Source organism: Nannocystis pusilla, from assembly GCF_026626665.1.
Lineage (GTDB): Bacteria > Myxococcota_A > Polyangia > Nannocystales > Nannocystaceae > Nannocystis > Nannocystis pusilla.
In genome coordinates, this window is sequence record NZ_JAPNKE010000002.1 from 8127938 (window position 1) to 8149193 (window position 21256).

Sequence of the window (21256 nt, forward strand, 5' to 3'; positions counted from 1 at the left end):
CGTCGGCGATGATCTTTATGCACTTCGCCAGCGTCTGCGTCGTCGGTCTGTTGCTCGCCGCCTGTCCTGGTCGTCCCAGCGGGGGCGACACCGACGGCACCACCACCGGCGATCCGATCACGTCGACGACCAGCGACGCGTCCACCGCGACGAATCCGCCGACCTCCACCTCCACGGGCGCGACCGACACGGTCGAGCCGACGACCACCGGCGACGAGGTCGACCCGCCCGATGGTTCGTGGGAGGTCGTCGTCGACGCCTTGCCGTTCCCGCTCGCCGACGTTCACAAGCTCACCGTGGGCCGCCGGGAGTATGATGAGAACTTCGCCAACCGCGGCGTCGTCGAGGTCCTGTTCGACCACGAGGAAGAGACGATCACCGTCGAGATCCGCAAGTACGCGGTGGGCGACGGCCTCGACGTCCAGAACCTCGATCGCCTGTCCTTGTGGGCGTTCGCCGCCCCCGGCAACCCCGTCCCGAACCCCGACCCGGCGACCGATTGTACGCAGGACGCCTGGAAGGACGATTGCTCGATCTACGCCTATTACGACGGCCAGGCGCAGCCGATCCGCATCGGCATGGACTTCCGCGTCCACCTGCCGACCGGGTACCGCGGCCTGCTGTTCGTCACCACCGAGGACAACATCGTCGAGGACGCGTGGCCGCGCCGCGGCGACGTCACGGTGCACGATCTGTGCAGCAGCGGCGAGATCGCCCTCGAGGCCGGGAGGGCCAATGTCCGCATGTGCCGCGACCTCTCGCCGGCGCCCGAGTGCCCGCCGGCCGACGTGCAGGCCTGCGCGACCTTCCCCGACGGCACCGGCGTCGACGCGTGGGCCCCCGATTGCCCCTGCGACCCCGCGCTGTTCGGGCAGCTGCTCGTCCGCTCCGCGCAGCCGTTCGCCGCCGACATCGTCGTCGACGTGCCCGACGACGTGTGGTTGAACGCGACGCTGCAGAACCTCGAGGTCATGAAGCCGCACGACTGCAAGCCGCAGATGACCGACTGCGGGCCGAACTGCCAGCTCGACGACGACGACGAATACGCGATCACGGCCGAGTTCAACTACCCGAGCCCGGCCGCACCTGCGGGCGCCGGCTTCATTTCACCGTCGCCAGCGGCGCCTGCACCGGGGTCTCGTTCGTCGAGCCCGGAGCGCCTTCCGGCCAGGCCCCCGACGAGGAGCTGCGCGGCCACGTGAAGCTGTGCAGCGGCTGCCTGTGAGGCTCACGCCGCCGCCCGGTGCGCCAGCACCAGCGCCAGCTCGATCACGAGCACCGCGGCGATCCACGCGAACCCGACGCGCTGGCTCCACTGGGTCGCGCGGGCCGGCGTCCACCGCTTCTCCGCCAGGTTGGTCAGCGCCAGGCTCGCGCCAGTCAGTAGCAGCAGCCCCGCGATCGTCACGAGCTGCATCTGGTCGACCAGCCCGAGCGAGCTGCCGGCCGGCAGGCGGGCGTCGACCAGCAGGCGGTTGGCGATGCACACGAACAGCGCGCTCGACAGCAGCGTATAGCGCGGCGGCGACTGCTGGATCGGCAGCAGCACCGCGAAGAACGCCACGATCGCGCTCATGAACGTCCCGAGCAGCAGCGTCAGCAAGATCCGCAGCGAGTGCTTGCGGGCGATCTCGATGTGCAGCACCGCCCGCGAGTACTCGCTGTCGAGCGGCTGCGTCGGGTCGCCGTAGTTGGTCGGCTCCGAGTGGCGCTCGGTCGTCAGCGACAGCGCCCCGATGGTCCAGTCCTGCGGGTCGAGGTCCTGCGACACCGCCAGCGGCGCGCGCCCGTTCGGCGGCGCGTCCGGCACGAACACCACGCTCCGCGCGTCGCGCTCCGCGTCCTCGAGGTGGATCTCGAGCGTATGGCGGTCGAACGGGAAGTGGCGGACGTCGAGCTTCGCCCGCACCGACGCGCGGAACTTGACCTGCGAGTAGGACCCTGCCGGCGTCGTCGTCGTCACCGCGTACTGGCGGTCGCTGGTGGCCGCGTTGGTGATCTCGATCGTCCTGGCGGGGTCGATGCCGCCGGCCTGCGCGGGCGACAGCAGCCACACCCAGAACGTCACGTCGAAGCGGCGCTGCGCCTCGCTGACGTCCGCCAGCGACTGCACGAACGCGCCGATCCGCGTCTCCGCCGGCGCGGCGCCCTCCGTCATCAGCGTCAGCGCGAGCACATGTCCCAAGGACCAGACGGCGAGCGGCATCCGCCCTCACGGTCCGCGATCGCCCGCCGGTCCGCAAGCCCTGGCGATTTCGCGCCGGCCGGTGGATCCGCGTCACCTCGTCACGGCGCCACCGTCTCGAGCAGCGCCGGGTCGTCGGTCATGATCCCGTCGACCCCGCGGCCGATGAGGTCAGCCATGCGCGCCTCCTCGTTGACCGTCCACGGGTGCACCTTCATCCCCAGCTCGTGGGCGAACGCCACCAGCTCGGCGCTGGTCAGGTCCCACGGCGAGTGGACGAACTGCGCCGGCGCCACGTACTCCGGGCTGCCCACATTCAAATAGAGGTCGAGCATCTCCGGCGTGCTCAGCGACGTGAACGCCGCGGGCGCCGCCGCTCGCACCGCCACGATCGTGTCGAGGTCCCCCGACGCTATCACCACTCGCTCGAGCGCCGCGTGGTCCTCGATCGCCGCCAGCAGCGCGTCGACGATCGGCGGGTCGGTCTGCTTGATCTCGATCAGGTAGTACGAATCCGGAAAATTATTAAAGATCTCTTCCAGGGTCGGGATCGAGATCCCCGTCCCGCGGTACGGGAACGTCTGGCCGCCGTCGGGCGTGAAGCGGTAGCCCGCGTCGAGGGCCCGCAGCTCGTCCAGAGTCATCGCCTTGATCGCCCCGGTCCCCTCGGTCGTGCGGTCGACCGTGCCGTCGTGCATCGCCACCAGCACCCCGTCGCTGCTCGCGTGGACGTCGAGCTCGAGCACGTCGGCCCCGACCGCGAGCGCGTGCTCGAACGCCGGCAGCGTCTCCTCCGGCCGCAGCAGCGCCCCGCCGCGGTGCGCGATGTTCAAGAAATTGTCCGACAGCAGCAGGTTGCCCGGCGGCTCGCCGGTCTCGCTGTCCGTCGTCGTCGTGCTGCTCGAGCTCGTCGTCGGCGCCTCGCCCGTCGACGCGCTCGTCGTGCTCGTCGACGTCGTGCTCGCCTCACCTGTCTCTTCGGACATCACAGGTGAAGCGCAGCCCGTCGTCACCCCCGCGAATGCAGCAACGATCGCCCGCAGCATGCTTCACCGTATCACGGCACCGCGGCACCGCGCGCGCTGACGCGCCGATTGTGGATCGTCACGGCTCACCCGCCGCGCAGGGCGGCCGAGCGCTCGGCGAACGTGCGCACGTGCTGCAGGATCGACCGCAGCTTGGGCAGCCCCGCCTGCGACGCCGGGAACGCCACCATCAGGCTGCGCTGGCGGCCGATCAGCTCCGGCAGCACCGGCACCAGCAGCCCGTCGGGCACCCCGGGGTCGGGCAGCAGCGCGTCGGGCAAGAAGCCGATCCCCAGGCCTGCGATCACCATCTGACGCAGGCAGTGCACGTCGGCCGTCACCAGCGTCGGCTCGACCTCGAACGACTCGCCGGCCAGCGTCGGCAGCACGCGCGCGTCCTCGCCGGGGGGCGCCCACGCCAGCACCTCGTGGCTCTGCAGCTCTTCGAGCGTGCGCGGCGTCCCGCGGCGCTCGAGGTAATCGTTCGACGCCAGCAGCCACTCGCGCAGGCGCCACACCTCGTGCGACAGCCACGGCCCTTCCGGCCCCTCCGGCCCGAAGTGGCACAGCATGTCGACGTCTTCCAGCGGCCCCGCCACCGGGTCCTCGCTGAAGCGCAGCTGCAGCGACAGCCGCGGGAACGTCTGGCGCAGCGCCGCGAACAGCGGCGTGAGCGCGTGCGGCGGCAGCCCCATCGACATCAGCACCCGCAGCACTCCGACCGGCTCACGACCGATCTCCCGCACCGACGCCACCAGCGCGCTCGCCTCTTGCAGCACGTGGCGACCGCGGGCCGCCAGGACCGCCCCGGCCTCCGTCACCACCACCCCGCGGGCGCTCCGCTCGAGCAGCGGCACCCCGGCGCGGGCCTCGAGCGCCTCGACGCGGCGCCGCAGCGTCGCCCGAGCCATGTTGAGCTGGGTCGCAGCGGCCAGGAAAGAACCGGTCTCGACCACCCCGAGGAAGGCCCTGAACTCTTCGAGATCCATCCGGGGCGGAGCCTAGCTCAGCCGGTGGGAGCGGCGATAGCGGGCCGCCCCTGCCGCCGATGCGCCCCGGCGCGGAACCGCCCGAGCGAACGACGTACCGTTCGCTGCCGGCGCGCAACATGTCTCTTGGGACATCTTCCGTCGCCCGCGCAGGTCCGCGCTCTCCGGGCGATCGCACGCAGTGGCACCGGCCTTGACGGCGGCATACCCTCAGCGTCCCCATGGACCTCGAGCACCTCGAAGCACTCGCGCTCTCCGACGACCGCGCCGCCGCCCTCGCCGGCCTGTTGCCCGGCACGCCGGAGCACGACTACTGGCGCGGCGTCCACTCGCAGCACCATGGCCGGCTCGACGAGGTCGACGCGATCCTCGCCGGCTGGAAGAAGCGGCACGGCCGCACCGACGAGCTCCACGCCCGGCTGGCCCGCCGTCAGCTGCTCCTTCGGGCAGGTCAGGACCTCGGCAAGCACGCCGACACCCTCCGCTTCGAGGCCCACGTGCGGCTCGACGACGAGGCCGAGGCGGTCACCGCCGCCTACCGCTACCCCACGCGCCTCGACCCCGCGATCATCGACCGGGCCGCGCTCGTCCACGACGCGATCGGCCGCAGCCACGAGCTCAACTTCGTCACCGACTGGGGCCTGCCCGACCTCGTCGGCGAGGGCCTCGACGCCACCGCGCGGCGCAACCTGCTGCAGCGGCTGCAGCGCACCGACTTCCCCGGCCTCGTCGCCTTCGTCGCCGCCGATCTCGGCGAGAAGTCCTCGCGCGGGTTCGGCTCGCTCGCGGTCCACGCTCGCCTCACCCGCGCCCAGCTCGACGAGCTGGCCGCCTTGCGGCCCGAGCTGCGCAAGCACCCGAACTTCGTCGCCGCGGTGCTCGTGCGCATGCGGCCGCCGACCCACGTCGACTGGCGCACCGACCCGGCCCCGCGCGCCGCCTACCTCGCCGAGCTGTGGGCCTACGTCGCCACCCTGCCGCCCGCCTTCAACGCCCTCAAGGCCCAGGTCCTCTACCACCAGCTCGACCTCGACCGCCGCCGCGGCGTCCTCGACCGCGAGCGTTTTTTGAAATACCTCGAGCTCCCGCGCCGTGTGCACTACGCCGCCGCCGAGCGCCTGCGCCACGTCCCGACCGACCAGCAGGTCGTGCTCGGCACCGACGCCGCCCAGTCCGCCGGCCTCGAGCCGATCGCCGACGACGAGCCGCTGGTGCGCGAGTACCTCGAACAGTTGCTGCTGCAAGAAGAGGGCGACGCCTTCGCCGAATACCTGCGCGCCGACTGGCTCGAGGAGCAGCTCGCCACCGCCCGCCTGCTCGCCGGCGCCCCCGAGCCCGAGCGCTGGGCCGCCTTGCTCGGCCCGGTCCGCCTGGCCGCGTTGCGCGACCGCGTCGACCTCGAGCTCACCGTCCGCAACCCCGCGCGGATCGCCGCCGACGCCCCGGTCGCGCTCGAGGTCGACGTCAAGAACGTCCCGCGCCTGGTCGTCAAGACCTACCGCATCGACGCCGTCGCCCACTTCCTCGCCCGCCACGCCGAGGTCGACACCACCATCGACCTCGACGGCCTGGTCGCCAGCGACGAGCAGGTGATCCTCGGCGACGCCCCGGCGATCCAGCGCGTGCGCCGGCAGATCGCCCTGCCCGGCTGCGACCGCCCCGGCACCTACGTGATCGAGCTGATCGGCGGCGGCAAGTCGAGCCGCGCGCTGATCCGCAAGGGCGGCCTGCGCCACACCGTCCGCGTCGGCCTCGCCGGGCCCACGATCCGCGTCCTCACCGAGGACGGCCGCCCGCTGGACGACGCGCGGGTCTGGCTGGCCGGCCGCGAGTTCGAGCCGCGCGACGACGGGGCCATCACCATCCCGTTCTCGACCGCCCCCTCGCGCGCCACCATCCTGCTCGTCCACGGCGACATCGCCCAGGCCGAGACCCTGCAGCACCCCGCCGAGCACTACCAGTTCCACGCCGGCATCCACCTCGAGCGCGAATCCCTGGTGCCCGGCAAGACCGCGCGGATCCTGCTGCGACCGATGCTCACCGTCGCCGGCTGGCCCGCCCCGGTCGCCTTGATCGAGGACCCGGTGGTCGAGCTCGCGGTCACCGACGGCGCCGGCACGACCTCGACCAAGACCCAGCCGGTGCTCCTGCGCGACGACAGCGAGACCGTCGTCGAGCTCGTCGTCCCCGAGGACGCCGCCCAGGTCTCCGTCACCGCGCGCGGCCAGGTCCGCGTCGCCTCGACCCAGAAGACCGTCGACCTGGCCGACAGCGCCGGCGCCGAGGTCGGGCGGATCCACCGCAGCGAGTTCACCGAGGCGTTGCACCTGTCGTCCGGCGCCGAGGGTCACGTCCTCCACCTGCTCGGAAAGACAGGTGAGCCGCGGGCCGGCCGGGCCGTCGCGCTCAGCTTCAAGCACGTCGCGGTCACCTTCGAGATGACGACCACGCTCGAGACCGACGCCCGCGGCCGCATCGAGCTCGGCGCCCTCGCCGGCATCGAGCGCCTCACCGCCTCGCTGCCGACCAGCGAGCCGCATCACTTCCACCTGTGGCCCGAGCTCGACGGGGCCCGCGCGATCCACATCGTCGCCGGCGAGCAGGTCCTGCTGCCCCGGCCGCCGGCGATCGAGGCGCGCGACGTCTCGCTCGTCGAGCTGCGCGGCGGCGCCCCGGCGCGCGACGTGTCCTCCCGCGTCTCGCTGGGCGAGCGCGTCCTGGCCGTCGCCGGCGACCTCGCGGCCGGCGAGTACCTGCTGCAGAGCCGCGGCGTCGCCGACATGCGGATCGTCGTCGTCCCCGCCGACACCCCGATGAGCGACGGCTGGGCCGCCGCCGGGCCGACCTCGATCGAGCTGTCGCCGCCGCTGCCGCTGCTCACGACCTTGCGCGTCGACGGCGATCACCTGCGGCTCAAGCTGGGCGGCGCCGGCCCGCTGACCCGCGTGCACGTGCTGGCGACCCGCTACCGGCCCGACCGCGCCCTGCCTCGCAACCTGCGTCGCGCCCCGCGGCCGCCGCTGGCCGGCGCGGTCGCCCCGGTGCTGTCGCACTACGTCTCGGGCCGCGACATCGGCGACGAGTACCGCTACGTCCTCGAGCGCCGCAACCATCCGCGGCGTCCGGGCATGCTGCTCGAAAAGCCAGGTCTGCTGCTCAACCCGTGGGCCGTGCGCACCACCACCACCGGGGTCCAGCACGCCAAGGGCGGCGGAGGTTACGCCCCCAGCCCGCCGCGCCCTGCTTCCGCGCCGGCGACCGCCGCCCCGCGCCCGCAGGCGGCCATGCTCGGCGAGCAGGGCGGCTTCGTCGCGCTCGACTTCTTGCCCGCGCCCGCGGTCGTGCTCGCCAACCTGCGCCCCGACGCCGGCGGCGAGCTGCGCGTCCCCCTCGCCGACCTCGGCGCGGGCCAGAGCGTGCGCGTCATCGTCGTCGACCCCGCGCTCACCAGCGTCGCCGACCTCGGCCTCCCCGCCACCGAGCTGCGCCCGCGCGACCTCCGGCTGCGCTTCGCCCTCGCCCCCGACAAGCACTTCACCGAGCTGCGCGGCGTCGACGGGGCGCCCGCCGGCGCCACCCTCGTCGTCGAGGACCTGCGCTCCGGCAAGCTCGAGCTGGTCGACACCGTCGCCCGCGCCCATCAAGTCCTGCTCTCGCTCGGCGCCCCCGACACCTTGCGCGAGTTCGCCTTCGTCACCCAGTGGCACGTCCTCGACGACGCCGCTCGCCGCGCCCGCTACAGCAAGTACGCCTGCCACGAGCTGCACCTGTTCCTGTACTTCCGCGACCCCGAGTTCTTCGCCCGCGTGGTCCGGCCGTACCTCGAGCACAAGCGGCGCAAGACCTTCGTCGACCACTGGCTGCTCGGCGCCGACCTCTCGCAGTATTGCGAACCCTGGGCGTTCGGCCGCCTCAACGCGCTCGAGCGGGCGCTGCTGGCCCGCCGCCTGCCCGAGGTGCGCGAGTCGATCCTGCGCCTGCTCGGCGACGCGGTCGACCTGATCCCGCCCGACCCGGAGCGCGACGATCGCCTGGTCGACACCCTGCTCGGCGCCGCCGCGCTCGAGGGCGGGGCCGCGTACGCCTCCATGTCGCTCGACTTCATGGAGCGCGAGGTCGCCGAGGAGTCGGCGCCCGAGCCCATGGCCAAGGAGAAGGCCAAGAAGCGGGCCAGTCGCCGCAGCCGCAGCGAGGCGGACGACGTGGACAGCGACGACGAGGACGGCTTCGCATCGGCGCCCGCCGAGATCGGCGGCCCGCCGCCCGCGCCGGCCGCGGCGATGCCGATGCGCGCCGCCAGCCGCGGCGGCGACTTCGGCGACGCCACGGTGGCCGCCGACCTGCGTGAGCGCCGCCGTAGCGCCCCGCTGTATCGCGGCGCCGACAAGACCCAGGAATGGGCCGAGTCGGATTGGTGGCACATCCGCGCCGCCGCGGCCGACAACGCCTTGATCGCGGTCAATCGCTATTGGCGGGACTTCGCCCGCCACGACGCCGCGGCCGGTCCGTTCCTCTCCCCGCATTTGGGCGAGTGCGCCGGCGACTTCGCCTCGGCCCTGTGCGCATTGGCGGTGCTCGACCTGCCGTTCGTCGCCGGCGCGCACGCGGTCGTCGTCGAGGACACCCGCCTCAGCCTCACCTGCGCCACCCCGGCTCTGGCCGCGCGCACCCGCATCGCCGCGGTCGAGGCCTCGGACGACGCCCGCGCCGCCCTGCTGGTCGGCCAGAGCTACGTCCGCAGCGACGACCGCTTCGAGTGGGACGGCGCCGAGCAGCGCGAGAAGGTGGTCGAGGGCGAGCTGCTCGTCGGCGTCGTCTATCGCTGCCTGGTCGTCGTCACCAACCCGACCAGCCGCGATCGCCGGGTCGCCGTGCTGCTGCAGATCCCCCGCGGCGCCCTGCCGGTCGCCGGCGGCTTCTACACCCGCACCTTCAACCTCCACCTCGGCGCCTACGCGACCGAGCAGCTCGAGTACGCGTTCTACTTCCCGGCCGCCGGGCAGTTCCCGCACTTCCCCGCGCACGTCAGCCAGCACCGCGGCGAGCAGGTCGAGCTCGTCGGTTCGGCCCCGCCGGCGGTCCTCGACGTCGTCGTCACCCCGACCCGCGTCGACGCCAGGTCGTGGGCCCACGTGTCGCAGCACGGCACCACCGACGAGGTCCTCTCCTTCCTCGCCGGCGCCAACCTCGGCCGCATCGAGCTCGAGAAGATCGCCTGGCGCATGAAGGACAAAGACGCCTTCACCCGCGTCCTCGCCCTGCTCACCGCCCGCCGCACCTACCACGATCGCCTGTGGGCCTATTCGCTGGCCCACGCCGACCGCCAGCGCGTCGCCGAGTGGCTGCGCCACCAGAACGGTTTCGTGCAGAAGGCCGGCCCCGCGCTCACCGGCGGCATCGTCGAGGTCGACGCGACCCTGCGCAATTGGTACGAGCACCTCGAGTACGCCCCGCTCGTCGGCGCCCGCGCCCACCGCCTCGGCAGCAAGCGCCAGGTCCTCAACGACGCCCTCGCCGCGCAGTACAACCAGTTCCTCGAGCTGGTCGCCCACCGCCCGGCCCCCGGCCCCGACGACCTGTTGGCCGCGGCCCACTACCTGTTCAGCCTCGACCGCACCGACGACGCCCTCGCCGCGCTGGCCCGCGTCGACCCGGCGCAGCTGGCGACGCGCCTGCAATACGACTACCTCGCCGCCTACGCCGCCTGCTGCAGCGGCGACCTCGCGGCCGCGCGCGCCCTCGCCGAGCCGTGGCGCAATCACCCGGTCGACCGCTGGCGCAATCGCTTCGCCGCGCTGCTGGCGATGCTCGACGAGGCCGAGGGCCGCGGCCCCGCCGTCGCGGTCGACAACGACAGCCGCGAGCAACGCATGGACGAGCTGGCCGCGCGCCAGCCCGCCCTCAGCATCACCGCCGAGCAGGGCAAGGTGATCATCCAGCACCACAACGTGGCGAGCTGCCAGCTCCGCTTCTACCGCATGGACATCGAGCTGCTGTTCTCGCGCCAGCCGTTCGTGCAGGGCGATGTGGAGCGCTTCTCGTGGATCGAGCCGGGCGCGACGCTCGAGGTGCCGCTATCGAGCAACGAGGGCCGCACGGTCGTGGAGATCCCCCAGGGCATGCGCGGCGCGAACCTGGTGATCGACGCGGTCGCGGCCGGCCTGCGCCGCTCGATCACCCATTACTCGCACGACCTGGCGACCCAGCTGGCCCATCAATACGGCCAGGTCCGAGTCCTCCGCGCGTCGACGCAGACGGCCCTGCCCGCGACCTACGTCAAGGTCTACGCCCGCCAACACGGCGGCGCTGTCGTCTTTTATAAGGATGGCTACACCGACATGCGCGGCCGCTTCGACTACGCGACGCTGTCGACCGACGACCTCGACCGCGTCGAGCGGTTTGCGATCTTGATCGTGAGCGACGAGGCCGGCGCGACGGTGCTCGAAGCGTCGCCGCCGCCGCGCTGAACCATTCATTCCTCGTTGGCCGACCGCGAGCGCAAAGATCGATGCTCGCGGTCGGCGCCGAGAGGCCGACTTCCGCGGCGAGCGCGGGAGCGACAACCTCGCGGCGAAGTCCCAGCAATCCGGCGAAGTCGGAGCATTCGACCGCCGAGCGGCTGGCGTGACGTCTGCCGCCGCTCGAGCCGCCGACCTCGATCAAGCCGGGTCCGCGGGGCTCGTCGATGCCGCCGCAGCCCTGCGCCGGCGCTCCCGCACGCGCATCCCCGCGGCGGCGACGATCACCAGCGCGAGGGCGATCGGCGGCTCCGGCACCGTCGTGCCCGCCGAGTACCAGCCGGTCCCGCGGTGGAAGGCCGCGTCGGCCGGCGGCACGTCCGCGTCGGCCGGCGGCACGTCCGCGACCACGAGGAGGTTGACGAGCGCGAGGCTGAGCATGTCGTCGAGAGCGTACTACGCCACGCGCCGGCGAGCGAGTCCGCCGGCCGGGTCGGGACCGTCGCGCCGCAGGGGTGCTCGTCCGGGGACGTGGAGCGAAGCGTACCGTCCCGGCGCGCGCCGCGACCCGCGGTCTGAGGCGCGCGCGAACACGAGGATGGGCCGATCCCTCGAGCGCTCGCGGCGGCTGGTTCGGGCCTGCCGGGGGCTTCGGCACGAACATCACCCCGCCCCACCAGGGCGGGCCGCGAGCCACGACGACACGTCGCATTGAGCTGTCCTTCAGGACAGCTTTTCATCGACTTGAACCACGGAGATTCTTGGGCGACAATGCGCGAGTAAGCTCGGCATCCGCGAGCACGCCCTCGCTCGTGCACCCTTTCGCGGCGCTCCCTCGCCCGGCTTCGCCACCATGAGCGACACTGCGTCCTCGCCCCGCCGCTTCGGCACTCTCGCGCTGCGCTGGTGCGGACTCGCGTATACGTGCGTCGCCCTGCTCCTCGCCCTGGGCGTCGTGGCTCGGCCGGTGCTGCTCCTGTTCTCCGTCACGGCGACGATCGTCTCCGGCGTCGTTCTCCTCGCCAGCGCGTCGCTGGCCGTCGCTGCAGTAGCGCTCGGCTTGGCGGCGGTCTACCTCGGCATCTTCGCCCGAGCATCCGCCCGCGAGGCGCTGTTCGGGCTGCTCGCCGTCGCCCTGTGCCTCGGCGGGGCGGCGAGCGTCTGGCAAGGCTCCGGCTTCGTGTGGCCGATCGCAGGGCTCGCGATTGTGCTCTGGGCTGTCCTCACGGACATGCGCGACGAGCCGGCGCCGGCGCCGACTCGCGGGGAACCAGCGCCTCGAGCGAGCGGACCTCGAGGCGGCTTCGACTAGCTAGCCCTTCGACGGAGGGTTGTTGCCTCTGCCACCGCCCGAAGGGTTGCCGGTCTTGCTCGGCCAGTTCCCGCCGTTGCCCTTGCTACCGCCGTCACCACCGCCCTTGCTTCCCTCACCGCCCTTGTTCTCACCGCCACCCTTGCTACCGTTTTCCTTGCTCATGCTGTTGCCTTTCGTCGAGGTTGGGCGGCAAGTGTGAAGCGGCTCCGGGAGGCGGCAAGCGAGGAGCTCGTGGAACGTCGTCCGCGGTGCTGCGCATCGATCGTCTCGGCACGGATGGGTCCGCGAGGAACTCACATGCGCGAGGTTCGTCGACGGGAACGAGCGCTGCCGTGGAGCCCGCTCCAGCGGGAGGCGTCTCTGGCCTCACGCACGTCAGCAACCCTTTCTAACCGCGGGTCCCGCATGCGTGAAGTCTTCGCGCCCGGCGCTACGCTCACGGTGATGCGTCGTCTCGCGCTCACCGCCCTCATGCTCGCCGCCTGCAACCGCGACGGCGACCAGATGGCCTTCAGCACGAGCATCACGACCGCCCCCCCACCGGAGTCCACCTCGAGCGGCGGTGACACGTCCACCGCGACGTCGACCTCCACCACTTCGGCCGACGACTCGGCCGCCGCGAGCACGGCCAGCAGCTCCACCGGCTCGACGATCTCGGGCGGCATCCCCGACGTCGGCACCATCCCGGACGGCGGCGACGGCCCTCCCCGGGTTGCAAGGGCAAGGTCGACTTCCTCTTCACGATCAGCGGCGCGCAGACGATGGAGCCCAAGCAAGCGCGGCTCAAGGCGAGCTTCCCGGGCTTCATCGCCACGCTCGAGAGCGAGTTCGCGGACTTCGACTACCACATCCTGTCCGCGAACACGGCGGGCTTCTGGGGCTACCCGAGCTGCGCGGGCTGCCAGGATACGTGCGCCGACCTCCCCGAGTTCCCGTGCGGCGTGGCTCCGCAACCCTGCGACCTCGTCCGCGGCGCCGGCATGACCTACCCGATCGGCAAGGGCGCGAGCAACCAGCGTTGCGAGCTCGCCAGCGGCCTCCGCTACATCACGACAGGGCAGCCGAAGCTCGAGGACGCGTTCACATGCATCGCGTCGATGGGGACGAACGGCGCGGATGGCACCGCAGGCGCGACGGTCCTGGCACTCGCCGACGACCTCCACGCACCCGGCGGGTGCAACGAGGGGTTCCTCCGCGACGACGCGCTCCTGGTCGTGGTAGTGATCCAGGACACCTTCGACCAGGAGAGCGTGGGCGATGCGGAGGATTGGGCCGCAGCCCTCGTCGACGCAAAAGGTGGCGACGCGGACGCGGTCGTGCTGCTCGTGATCACGACTGACGTCGAGGATCCGAACGGCCTGTGCGGCTACACCGGGACGATTACTCCCCACGAACTGAGGATCTGGACCGAGCTCGTGCCGCACTCTGTGTTCGGCTCGATCTGCGCGGACGGTTACGCGGAATACTTCACTGCTGCAGCCACGAAGATCAAGTTCCAGTGCGACGTGTTCGTGCCGCAGTGAGGATGGGCCGGTTGGGCTGGAGACTTCGCTCCGTAGAAATGACCTGGCTCGCGGGCCTTGACGGCGCGGCTCATCATAAACCCGCACTCGCCGCAACAGCTGAAGCCCCGGGCCCGAGCAAAGCGGAGCTGGCCGCCTTTGGACCGCTCGTTACATCTACGGGTACAAACGCAGTGCGAACGCCCGCGGCTGTAGCGCATCAAACTCGCTGCCTACGACGTAGCTGTAGCCCCAGGCGTCGACAGCGAGGCCCGCGGCTTCGTCCGGCCCCTGGCCTGGCCCGTTGCGGACGACCTCCCACGCAGGGGCGCCGGCCGGGCCGGGGACCGCGAAGACCCAGGCGTTTGCGTCGGTCATGGGCTGCTGCAGGGTACCCACGATCACGAGCTTGCCCTCGCGATCCTCGCTGATTGCCAAGCCGACCGCGTCTGCGGTCGTCGGCTCGATTCGTACGGGGCCCGCCTCACCCTCGGCCGTAAACCAGCGCGTCAGCACCAGACGTGTGCTGCTTTGTAAGTTGCGGCCGAACCCGGTGACGACGAAGCCGCCTCCACGCAGCGGCGCGATGGCCATCCCCCGTCCTCGTCCATCAGCTCGCCCGGCGAGGTCCACTCACTGAGCGCTTCGCCAACCAGGCTGTAGCGCAGAACCACGGTACGGCGGACGAGAGCGTCGTCGAGGTTCTTGGTCTCACGCTCGCCGACCACGACGACCTCGTCGTCCACCATCGCGACGCCCCGCGCGACCTCGTCGCGCCAGTTGTTAGGGTCATCCCCAGGAGGCGGCGCGAACGTCTGAACGTCCAGAACATCCCCGCTCTCGGCCGAGACCCACCAGACCCCGAGGTCGTGCGTGTTCGGGCCGATCTCGATCCCACCGACCACGATCAGCATGTCATCGACCACCGCGATCGCGTTCGCCGACGTCTTGCTCGGCCCCGTCCACACAGGCCCTTTCGCCTCGCCGAATTTCACCCGCGACACCGCCCACCGTGTCGAGCCCTTGTCGGCCTGCGTCCATGCCACGAACGCCGCATCGTCGCCCGCCGCGGCGATCGCCGGTCCGCGGCCGCCGCCCGTCACGGCGACCGGCCCGAGCAACACGGGTGCGCCCTCCGGCTGGCCTTTCGTCCCGTCGATGCGCACCGCCACCGCCTCGAGCCCATCGTTCGTCTCGAAGTAACCGGCGACGTCGATCCCGTTGCCTCGCAGCGCCGCGCTCGTGAAGCCGTTGATCGGCCCGGCCTTCACGTAGGGCGGCCACACGTCGCTGCCGCCGGGTTGGACGTCGATCAGCAGCGCCTCGCTGCTCTCGCCGCTGACGCCGTCGGCCGCGTGAGCCACGGCGCGGATCGTGTGCATCCCGTCGCCGGGCACGTCCTCCGAAGTTACCTCGAACACGTGGACGGGGTTCCCGGGCGCGGCGCCCATCACCAGCGGCACGTCTTCGTTCTCATTCTTTTAAAGACATCGATCGATGCGACGGGGCGCGACGTCGAGATCGACACCTGCACTGGGCCGACCTCCGTGACCGGCGACGGCTCCACGAACACCTCGACCGCGACCGGCACTGCCTTGCCGTCGTCGCCCGTGCTCGCGCTGTCTCCGGCGGTCCCCTCGCTCTCGCTCTGCGTCGTCGCGGTCGCGTGCGTCTCGGCGGTGCTGTTCGGCCCGGAGTTGGTCAGCGGCGAGTCGCTGCTCGTCTCGGCGCCCGTGTCGTTGCTCGCCGAAGCCCCCGAGCTCCCGTCGCCCGCGTGCTGCTGCTGATAGATCGCGTACTGCGGGGAGGTGCACGCGGCCACGCTCGTCAGCAACATCGGGACGGCGAGGGACGGACGGGGCATGACGGGCACTATACGGGACAACGCGAAATCGCGCATGCTTCAAAATCTGCCCGTCAGCACCAGACCGCCGAGGCCTCGCGCTCCCCAGGGTGCGACTGCCACGCGGCGTGTGTCCATCGCCAGGAGAGCGATGCCCGTCACGGCGAGCACGCCACCGGTGATCCCGAGGGCGATCGCTCCGGCGGTCGTGCTCGTGTAGCGCTGGCCGAGTGCGGCCGCCGTCGCGTCCTCCGCTGCGCTCGTGGGCCGGCCGGCGGTGTCGAGGTTGAGGACCGCCAGCTCGCGCTCACCGGCCGCGCGATGGCCCAGGAGCGCGGCCATGGGGATGAACAGCAGCGCCCCCGGTACGAGCGTGCCCACGCCGATCCGCAAGAGAAGACGCTCGCGCTGCTCCTCGCGCGACAGGGTCGGGCGAACGACCTCGGGCGTCGCGTCGTGCTTGGCGCTGGTGTCCTTCGCGAGCGCGCCGACGAGGTGGGCTCGATGCGCTACGAGCAGGGTCATCGCGCGGTGGCGGTCTTGCTTCGCCGTCGTCGCGCGCCGCAGGTAAAGCCCGGCCTGGCATCGGTCGTCGGCGCGCTCGCACTCCGGCTCGCGGACCGGGGCTGGATCTGCGGCCTCGAACGCGAGCAGGCACGCGAGAGACAGGGACATCGGGCTCTGCATCACGGCTCGACAGGGTGCCAGATGTGATCCGCGCCGGGGAGTCTTCTCGGCCTGAACATCTCGTCATGTACGTTCGGTGCAACAGCAACGAAGTAGAGCTCGCTCACTCGGCACCACGCAAGCCAGTAGCGCCTGCGAGCTCCGCGAATCATCCTTGCACGCGGACCGTGCTCGATCGCGAGGTAGCGAGCTCTCACCCGCTTCCGCTGGGTCTCATCCGCCTCGAGCGCCGTCGTGTGAGCCCGCGGTGCACGGTGCCGCCTCGCTGCCGGACCTTCTGAATTCGCTGGTCCCGACGAGGCGCGCCGACCTCGTCTCGGCTGTCGTTCACGCCGGCTCGAAGGCGGCGATGCGGCTCTCGGGGCGCGCGTCGACCTCGACCCGGCGGCACCGGAGCGACAGCGGGCCCCAGTCGAGGTGCTTCGGCTTGTGGCCGGTCTCGGCCTGCGCCGCGGCGACGGCGGCCTGCAGCTTCTCGCCGTTCAAGGGCTGCGGGCCGTCGGCCTCGTAGATCGCCACGGCCCGCTCGAGCAGCGCGCGCTCCTCGGGGCTGGCAGGACCCGTGGCGCTGACGCACACCGTATAGATGCCCTCGTCCACGTCGCGGAACACGACCGGGCGGGCGGCATCCTCGCCGCCGAGCAAGACCTCCCGCACCACGCGGTCGCCCAGGTCCTGCTTGAGCGCCGCGTAGGTCGCGGGCGCCTCGCTGAGCTCGCCGGCGAGGAGCACGTGGCGCGATCGATGGGCGTCGGCCCGCACGCCGCCGTCGACCCGGAGCCAGCGCTCGGCGGCGAGCTCATCGGCGACGCTGGCCGCGTCCGCGCGCGCGAGCTCCCGCACGGCGGCGAGCTTGCCCGCTCGCTCTCGCATTCGCTCGACGCTCCGCGAGCTCTTCGGCTCGTCCGACGACTCGGCCGGTTCTTCGTCGCAAGCGGCGAGCAGCGCGGTGGATAGAAGGATGGCGGTGAAAGAGAGTCGGGAGGCAGGCATCGAAGTTTTTCCTGGTCGCAACCTGCACGTTCCACGCGCCGGCGAATCAATTACGGCGTCGGTAAAAAAATCGACCGCAGCCGCCGGAGGGGCCCGCCGCAGGCCCTGGGACGCAGATCTCGCAGGCCGCCCGATGCCTGTCCCGCCGCGCGGGCCGCACCAATCTGCTCCAAAAGACAGGTCCATGTCGCGCCTCGCTCCCGGCCCGAAAACGCGCCCCGGCAATTGATCGCCGGGCGACGGCCATAGACCAGATGATGGCCACCGAAGCCCCGCTCATTCATCAGCTCCTCGAGCAGCTCGAGCTCGAGGGGGTCTCGCACGTCTTCGGGGTCCCGGGCGGCCCGCTGAGCGCGCTGTTCGAGGCGCTCAAGGCCCGAGGGCGCATGCGCTTCGTGCTGGCGCGCCACGAGGCGGGCGCGGCCTTCATGGCCAACGCCCACGCGCGCGTCCGCGGCGAGCCTGCCGTCTGCTGCGTCACCTCCGGCCCGGGGGCCACCAACGCGCTGACGGGCGTGGCCTCGGCTCACGCCGATTCGCTGCCGGTCCTCTACCTCACGGGCCAGGTGGCGACCGGGATGTTCGGCCTGGGGGCGATCCAGGAGAGCACGTGGCACGGGGTCGATGTCGTGGAGATCTTGCGGCCCATCACGAAGCTGTCGGCGATGGTGGTGACCGCGCAGATGGGCATGCGAATGCTACGACACGCGCTGCGCACTGCGACCACGGGCCGCCCCGGGCCGGTCCACCTCAACCTGCCCGCCGACCTCGCGCGCGTGAAGGTGCCGTACGAGGTGCGCGAGCCGGCGAGCTACCGCCCGCAATGCGTGTCGGTGGCGCGCGCCGAGGACGTCGCACAGGCTGCGCAGCTGCTCGCGGGGGCGCGGCGGCCGACGCTGTTCGCCGGCCACGGGGTCGCGCTGGCCCGCGCCGAGCCGGCGCTGCTGCGCCTGGCCGAGCGGCTGCAGGCGCCGGTGGTGACCACGCCGAAGGGCAAGTCGGTGTTCCCCGAGGATCACCCGCTGTCGCTCGGCGTGTTCGGGATGGGCGGCCACGCGCGGTCCGACCGCTACCTCGAGGACGACGACGTGATCCTCGTGGTCGGCTCGAGCCTCGGCGAGTTCGCCTCGAGCGCGTGGAGCCAGCGGCTGCGCGCACAGGCGTTCTTGCAAGTCGACGTCGATCCGCTGCAGATCGGGAAGAATACCCGGTGACGCTCGGCCTCGTCGGCGACGCGCGGGCGACCCTCGACGCGATCGCCGAGGCGCTGCCCGCCGATCCGCCGCGCGCGACCCCGGAGGCCCTGGTGAGCCTCGCGCGCGAGGTGCCGCGGTGGGAGCAGCCGGAGCAGCGCGTCTCCGAGGCCTCGCCGCTGTCGCCGCCGCGGGTGATCACCGAGCTGCGCGCGGCGCTGCCCGACGACGGCCTGCTGTTCGTCGACACCGGCAACTCGAACCTGTGGGCCGGTCATCACTTCGAGGCGCGCCGGCCGGGCACGTACTTCAGCGACATGGGCCTGGCGGCGATGGGCAGCGCGGTCGCGGGGGTGATCGGCGCGGCGCTGGCCGCCCCCGGACGCCGCGCCATGGCGCTCACCGGCGACGCGGCGTTCGCCATGCACGGCTTCGAGGTCCACACCGCCGTCGAGCTCGGCGTGCCGGTGACGTGGGTGGTGCTCGACAACGCCGGCCACGGGATGATCCAGCAGGGCGAACAGCTGGCGTTCGGCGGCGACGCCGGCTTCTACGGCTTCCACCGGCGGATCGACGCGGCCGCGGTGGCGCGCGGCTTCGGAGCCGTCGGCGTCGACGTCGACGACGTGCCGTCGCTGCAGGCCGCCCTGCGCGAGGCCCTCGCCGGCTCGCAACCCACCGTCATCAACGTCCGCGTCGACCCGACGGTGATGGCGCCGACGCTGGCCCGCCGCGCCCGCGCAGTCGCAGAGTTCTTCGGCACCGACCGGTCGCCCGGCCCGGCCGGTGCCGCGTGAGTGCTGCGACTCCCGGCAGGTGCTGCGTGATCACCGAGGTCGGGATCCTCGGCTTCGGGCACGCCGTGCCCGACACGATCCGTCACAACGACGATCCGCTGTTCGCGGCGCTGCCGCCTGCCGGGCCGTTCACCGGCTTCCGCGAGCGGCGGGTGCTGGCCGCGGGCGAGCGCGTCGAGGCGCTCGGCGTGCGCGCGGCCCAGGCGGCGCTCGCGGACGCCGGCGTTCCCGCGACCGCGATCGATCGCCTGTACGGCGCAGTCTCGCCGGCCGAGCACCTGCTGCCGAGCGGTCTGTTCGCGCTGCACGCCGAGCTCGGTCTGCGCCGCGACGCGACCGTGGTGCCGATCCACTCCGAGTTCACCAACTTCGTGGTCGCGCTGACGAGCGCGTGCGAGGCGGTCGCGGCCGGCCGCTGCGAGCGCGCCCTGGTCGTCGCGGCGGCCGGCTGGAGCCGCCTGGTCGACTACGCCGACGCCGGGGCCTTCGGCATCGGCGACGGCGCCGGCGCGGTGGTGGTCGGCCGCGGCGGCCTGTTCCGCTTCGTCGACGAGCTCGGCGAGACCCACAGCGAGCTGCGCGAGGCGATGACGGTGCAGGTCCGCCGACCGCGGAGCGCCGCCGAGGGCACCGACCCGCGGCCCACCTACGTGTTCGAGGCCCCCGCCCGCCGCGTCTACGCCGAGCTGGGGACCGCGGCCCCGTCGCGGCTGTGGAGCGGCCTGCTCGCGCGCCACGGGCTGTCGCCGGCCGAGGTCGCGCTCGTCACCCACCAGCCCAACCGCCCCGCGCTGGACGCCTGGCAGCGCGAGCTCGGCCCGGCCGAGCTGCCGAGCGTGGTCGAGACGCTCGGCAACTGCACCCTGGCGACCGCGGCGATCGTCCTGTCGCTGCACGCGCGCGCGCTGCAGAGCCGCCACCTCGTGCTCATGGGTCTCGGCTGCGGTCAGAACTTCTCCGCGCTGCTGCTGCGCGCGCGTGACCGGCCAGAACGCTGTTGCGCGCGACCGGGCGACCCGAGGATCCGCCTCGCGCCGGCTCGCCGTCACGCGGCTCGCTGCAAGCGTCAGTCGGCCGCGTGCCGCGTGTTACCGTGCTGCGGTCATGAGAGCCCCGCACGACACGCTGACCTCCGAGCGCCTGGTGCTGCGCCGTTACACCGCCGACGACCTCGACCTGCTGGTGCGCCTGCATGGCGACCCTCGGGTCATGCAATTCGCCGGCGGCGTCTACGACCGGGCCCGGACCGAGGCGATGCTGCGCGAGCGGATCCTCGCCTACTACGATCGGCACCCCGGCCTCGGCATCTGGCTCACCAGCGAGCGAGCCACCGGCGAGCCGGTCGGCATGCACTTATTAAATCATGTCCGCGACGACACGGTGATCCAGGTCGGCTACCTGCTCTACCCCGAGTACTGGGGCCGGGGCTACGCCACCGAGATGGCCGCGCGCCTGCTGCGTTACGGCTTCGCCGAGCTCGGGCTGCCGCAGATCTCCGCGATCACCGACCTGCCGCACGTCGACTCGCAGCGCGTGCTGCTCAAGGTCGGCCTCCGCCGCGACGGCGAGCGCCACTTCCCCGCCTACGGCAGCGACCCGCTGGCCTTCTTCACCCGGGACGCCGCCAGCTGGCTCGCCGAGCACCCGGCGTGATCCGGGCGCCTGGCGTTTGGAGCATGCCCGATCGGACATGTCGTCAAAACCGGCGGCCCGCGGCGCGCGAGCGAGGCCGCGGGCCGATCGGCCGCCCGTTTCCTCGCGCGAATTCGTCGGCCGGACCGCAGCGTCCCGGCCTCCCCACAATCATCGCCGCGCGGCGCCGGCCAATCACCGCACCGTCCCTGCGGTGATTCGCCGCTCAGGCCTTGGGCCCGAACACCTTGAGGTATTCGTCGCGGTGCTTGCCGTCGAGCAGGGCCAGCGAGCTGTCGGAGTCGTCCTGGTGGTGGACCGCGTAGCCGGCGTCCTTGAGCGCGCGCAGGTGGCGGCGGACCGCCTCTGCATCGATCTGGAACACCTTGCCGATCTCCTCGGCGTCGCAGATCACGCGCGGCGCCTTGGCCGGGCCCTTGCGGTTGCGGTAGGTCGCGGCCAGGTTCGCGTCGACGAACGTCCACAGGTACGCGAGCACGACCTTGGCGCCCGGCGACAGCGGGTCACCCTCGGCGGAGGTCGCGGAGAACAGCTCTCGGGGCATCTCGGCCATGCAGTGATTGCGGGCTAACGCGATCGGCGCTGGGCGTCAAGTTAGAAGTCGAAACGTTGTACG

General features: G+C 72.1%; 19 protein-coding genes and 1 pseudogene. 8 read left to right on the top strand and 12 right to left on the bottom strand.

Features of this window, described 5'->3' with window-relative positions; genetic code table 11:
- Positions 1-8 precede the first annotated feature (8 nt).
- Positions 9-1202: a hypothetical protein gene (locus OV079_RS35790; protein WP_267773946.1), complete on the top strand. Its 1194-nt coding sequence runs from the start codon at positions 9-11 to the stop codon at positions 1200-1202.
- Between the two features lie 26 nt (positions 1203-1228).
- Here the strand turns inward: OV079_RS35790 and OV079_RS35795 are convergent, their stop codons facing one another.
- From OV079_RS35795 to OV079_RS35805, 3 genes are all read right to left on the bottom strand, one after another.
- Positions 1229-2206: a ligand-gated ion channel gene (locus OV079_RS35795; RefSeq protein ID WP_267773947.1), complete on the bottom strand. Its 978-nt coding sequence runs from the start codon at positions 2204-2206 to the stop codon at positions 1229-1231.
- An 80-nt stretch (positions 2207-2286) separates the two neighbouring features.
- The gene (locus tag OV079_RS35800; RefSeq protein WP_267773948.1) at positions 2287-3231 is read right to left on the bottom strand and encodes a glycerophosphodiester phosphodiesterase family protein; all 945 of its coding nucleotides are present in this window, start codon (positions 3229-3231) and stop codon (positions 2287-2289) included.
- Positions 3232-3296: 65 nt separating this feature from the next.
- Positions 3297-4199 carry a LysR family transcriptional regulator gene (locus tag OV079_RS35805; RefSeq protein ID WP_267773949.1) on the bottom strand — a complete coding sequence of 301 codons (903 nt, stop codon included), beginning with the start codon at positions 4197-4199 and terminating at the stop codon, positions 3297-3299.
- A gap of 221 nt (positions 4200-4420) precedes the next feature.
- Here OV079_RS35805 and OV079_RS35810 point away from each other — a divergent pair, with 221 nt between their 5' ends.
- Entirely contained in the window at positions 4421-10666 is a 6246-nt protein-coding gene (locus OV079_RS35810) for a hypothetical protein (protein WP_267773951.1), read from the top strand.
- Between the two features lie 192 nt (positions 10667-10858).
- Here the strand turns inward: OV079_RS35810 and OV079_RS35815 are convergent, their stop codons facing one another.
- The gene (locus OV079_RS35815; protein ID WP_267773953.1) at positions 10859-11098 is read right to left on the bottom strand and encodes a hypothetical protein; all 240 of its coding nucleotides are present in this window, start codon (positions 11096-11098) and stop codon (positions 10859-10861) included.
- 412 nt (positions 11099-11510) lie between these two features.
- On the opposite strand from OV079_RS35815, the gene OV079_RS35820 reads away from it, so the two are divergent.
- A complete protein-coding gene (locus OV079_RS35820; RefSeq protein WP_267773954.1) occupies positions 11511-11969 on the top strand; it encodes a hypothetical protein in 459 nt (152 codons plus the stop codon).
- On the opposite strand, the gene OV079_RS35825 is transcribed toward OV079_RS35820, so the two are convergent.
- Complete coding sequence (locus OV079_RS35825) at positions 11970-12134, bottom strand: hypothetical protein (RefSeq protein ID WP_267773955.1); 165 nt, start codon at positions 12132-12134, stop codon at positions 11970-11972. It abuts the gene before it with no gap.
- 131 nt (positions 12135-12265) lie between these two features.
- The gene (locus OV079_RS35830; protein WP_267773956.1) at positions 12266-12637 is read right to left on the bottom strand and encodes a hypothetical protein; all 372 of its coding nucleotides are present in this window, start codon (positions 12635-12637) and stop codon (positions 12266-12268) included.
- 96 nt (positions 12638-12733) lie between these two features.
- Here OV079_RS35830 and OV079_RS35835 point away from each other — a divergent pair, with 96 nt between their 5' ends.
- A complete protein-coding gene (locus OV079_RS35835; RefSeq protein WP_267773958.1) occupies positions 12734-13495 on the top strand; it encodes a hypothetical protein in 762 nt (253 codons plus the stop codon).
- A gap of 156 nt (positions 13496-13651) precedes the next feature.
- Here the strand turns inward: OV079_RS35835 and OV079_RS35840 are convergent, their stop codons facing one another.
- The 5 genes from OV079_RS35840 to OV079_RS35860 form a co-directional block, all read right to left on the bottom strand.
- Positions 13652-13990 carry a hypothetical protein gene (locus tag OV079_RS35840; protein ID WP_267773959.1) on the bottom strand — a complete coding sequence of 113 codons (339 nt, stop codon included), beginning with the start codon at positions 13988-13990 and terminating at the stop codon, positions 13652-13654.
- A complete protein-coding gene (locus OV079_RS35845; protein ID WP_267773960.1) occupies positions 13984-14937 on the bottom strand; it encodes a hypothetical protein in 954 nt (317 codons plus the stop codon). Before OV079_RS35845 ends, OV079_RS35840 begins: the two co-directional genes overlap by 7 nt.
- Positions 14925-15338, bottom strand: a complete 414-nt coding sequence (locus OV079_RS35850; RefSeq protein WP_267773961.1) for a hypothetical protein — start codon at positions 15336-15338, stop codon at positions 14925-14927. The genes OV079_RS35845 and OV079_RS35850 overlap by 13 nt, the downstream gene beginning before the upstream one ends.
- Before the next feature lie 39 nt (positions 15339-15377).
- Positions 15378-15992 carry a hypothetical protein gene (locus OV079_RS35855; protein ID WP_267773963.1) on the bottom strand — a complete coding sequence of 205 codons (615 nt, stop codon included), beginning with the start codon at positions 15990-15992 and terminating at the stop codon, positions 15378-15380.
- Positions 15993-16331: 339 nt separating this feature from the next.
- A complete protein-coding gene (locus OV079_RS35860) occupies positions 16332-16997 on the bottom strand; it encodes a hypothetical protein (RefSeq protein WP_267773965.1) in 666 nt (221 codons plus the stop codon).
- A gap of 254 nt (positions 16998-17251) precedes the next feature.
- Here OV079_RS35860 and OV079_RS35865 point away from each other — a divergent pair, with 254 nt between their 5' ends.
- The 4 genes and pseudogenes from OV079_RS35865 to OV079_RS35875 all read left to right on the top strand — a co-directional run bounded on the left by OV079_RS35865 (position 17252) and on the right by OV079_RS35875 (position 20640).
- The gene (locus OV079_RS35865) at positions 17252-18211 is read left to right on the top strand and encodes a thiamine pyrophosphate-binding protein (protein WP_267773966.1); all 960 of its coding nucleotides are present in this window, start codon (positions 17252-17254) and stop codon (positions 18209-18211) included.
- Positions 18208-18987, top strand: coding sequence for a thiamine pyrophosphate-dependent enzyme (locus tag OV079_RS35870; protein ID WP_267773968.1), 780 nt, complete (start codon positions 18208-18210; stop codon positions 18985-18987). The genes OV079_RS35865 and OV079_RS35870 overlap by 4 nt, the downstream gene beginning before the upstream one ends.
- A gap of 371 nt (positions 18988-19358) precedes the next feature.
- Positions 19359-19505: pseudogene (locus OV079_RS59180) on the top strand (3-oxoacyl-[acyl-carrier-protein] synthase III C-terminal domain-containing protein); the annotation flags it as partial.
- Positions 19506-20091: 586 nt separating this feature from the next.
- Positions 20092-20640, top strand: coding sequence for a GNAT family N-acetyltransferase (locus tag OV079_RS35875; protein WP_267773970.1), 549 nt, complete (start codon positions 20092-20094; stop codon positions 20638-20640).
- A 205-nt stretch (positions 20641-20845) separates the two neighbouring features.
- On the opposite strand, the gene OV079_RS35880 is transcribed toward OV079_RS35875, so the two are convergent.
- Complete coding sequence (locus OV079_RS35880; RefSeq protein ID WP_267773972.1) at positions 20846-21193, bottom strand: helix-turn-helix domain-containing protein; 348 nt, start codon at positions 21191-21193, stop codon at positions 20846-20848.
- Positions 21194-21256 lie beyond the last annotated feature (63 nt).

Excerpts from the sequence above, each read along its gene's own strand:
- OV079_RS35790 (WP_267773946.1), top strand. The coding sequence starts at position 9 with ATGATCTTTATGCACTTCGCCAGCGTCTGCGTCGTCGGTCTGTTGCTC.
- OV079_RS35795 (WP_267773947.1), bottom strand. The coding sequence starts at position 2,206 with ATGCCGCTCGCCGTCTGGTCCTTGGGACATGTGCTCGCGCTGACGCTG.
- OV079_RS35800 (WP_267773948.1), bottom strand. The coding sequence starts at position 3,231 with ATGCTGCGGGCGATCGTTGCTGCATTCGCGGGGGTGACGACGGGCTGC.
- OV079_RS35805 (WP_267773949.1), bottom strand. The coding sequence starts at position 4,199 with ATGGATCTCGAAGAGTTCAGGGCCTTCCTCGGGGTGGTCGAGACCGGT.
- OV079_RS35810 (WP_267773951.1), top strand. The coding sequence starts at position 4,421 with ATGGACCTCGAGCACCTCGAAGCACTCGCGCTCTCCGACGACCGCGCC.
- OV079_RS35815 (WP_267773953.1), bottom strand. The coding sequence starts at position 11,098 with ATGCTCAGCCTCGCGCTCGTCAACCTCCTCGTGGTCGCGGACGTGCCG.
- OV079_RS35820 (WP_267773954.1), top strand. The coding sequence starts at position 11,511 with ATGAGCGACACTGCGTCCTCGCCCCGCCGCTTCGGCACTCTCGCGCTG.
- OV079_RS35825 (WP_267773955.1), bottom strand. The coding sequence starts at position 12,134 with ATGAGCAAGGAAAACGGTAGCAAGGGTGGCGGTGAGAACAAGGGCGGT.
- OV079_RS35830 (WP_267773956.1), bottom strand. The coding sequence starts at position 12,637 with ATGCCGCCCGAGATCGTCGAGCCGGTGGAGCTGCTGGCCGTGCTCGCG.
- OV079_RS35835 (WP_267773958.1), top strand. The coding sequence starts at position 12,734 with ATGGAGCCCAAGCAAGCGCGGCTCAAGGCGAGCTTCCCGGGCTTCATC.
- OV079_RS35850 (WP_267773961.1), bottom strand. The coding sequence starts at position 15,338 with ATGCCCCGTCCGTCCCTCGCCGTCCCGATGTTGCTGACGAGCGTGGCC.
- OV079_RS35855 (WP_267773963.1), bottom strand. The coding sequence starts at position 15,992 with ATGTCCCTGTCTCTCGCGTGCCTGCTCGCGTTCGAGGCCGCAGATCCA.
- OV079_RS35860 (WP_267773965.1), bottom strand. The coding sequence starts at position 16,997 with ATGCCTGCCTCCCGACTCTCTTTCACCGCCATCCTTCTATCCACCGCG.
- OV079_RS35865 (WP_267773966.1), top strand. The coding sequence starts at position 17,252 with ATGATGGCCACCGAAGCCCCGCTCATTCATCAGCTCCTCGAGCAGCTC.
- OV079_RS35875 (WP_267773970.1), top strand. The coding sequence starts at position 20,092 with ATGAGAGCCCCGCACGACACGCTGACCTCCGAGCGCCTGGTGCTGCGC.
- OV079_RS35880 (WP_267773972.1), bottom strand. The coding sequence starts at position 21,193 with ATGGCCGAGATGCCCCGAGAGCTGTTCTCCGCGACCTCCGCCGAGGGT.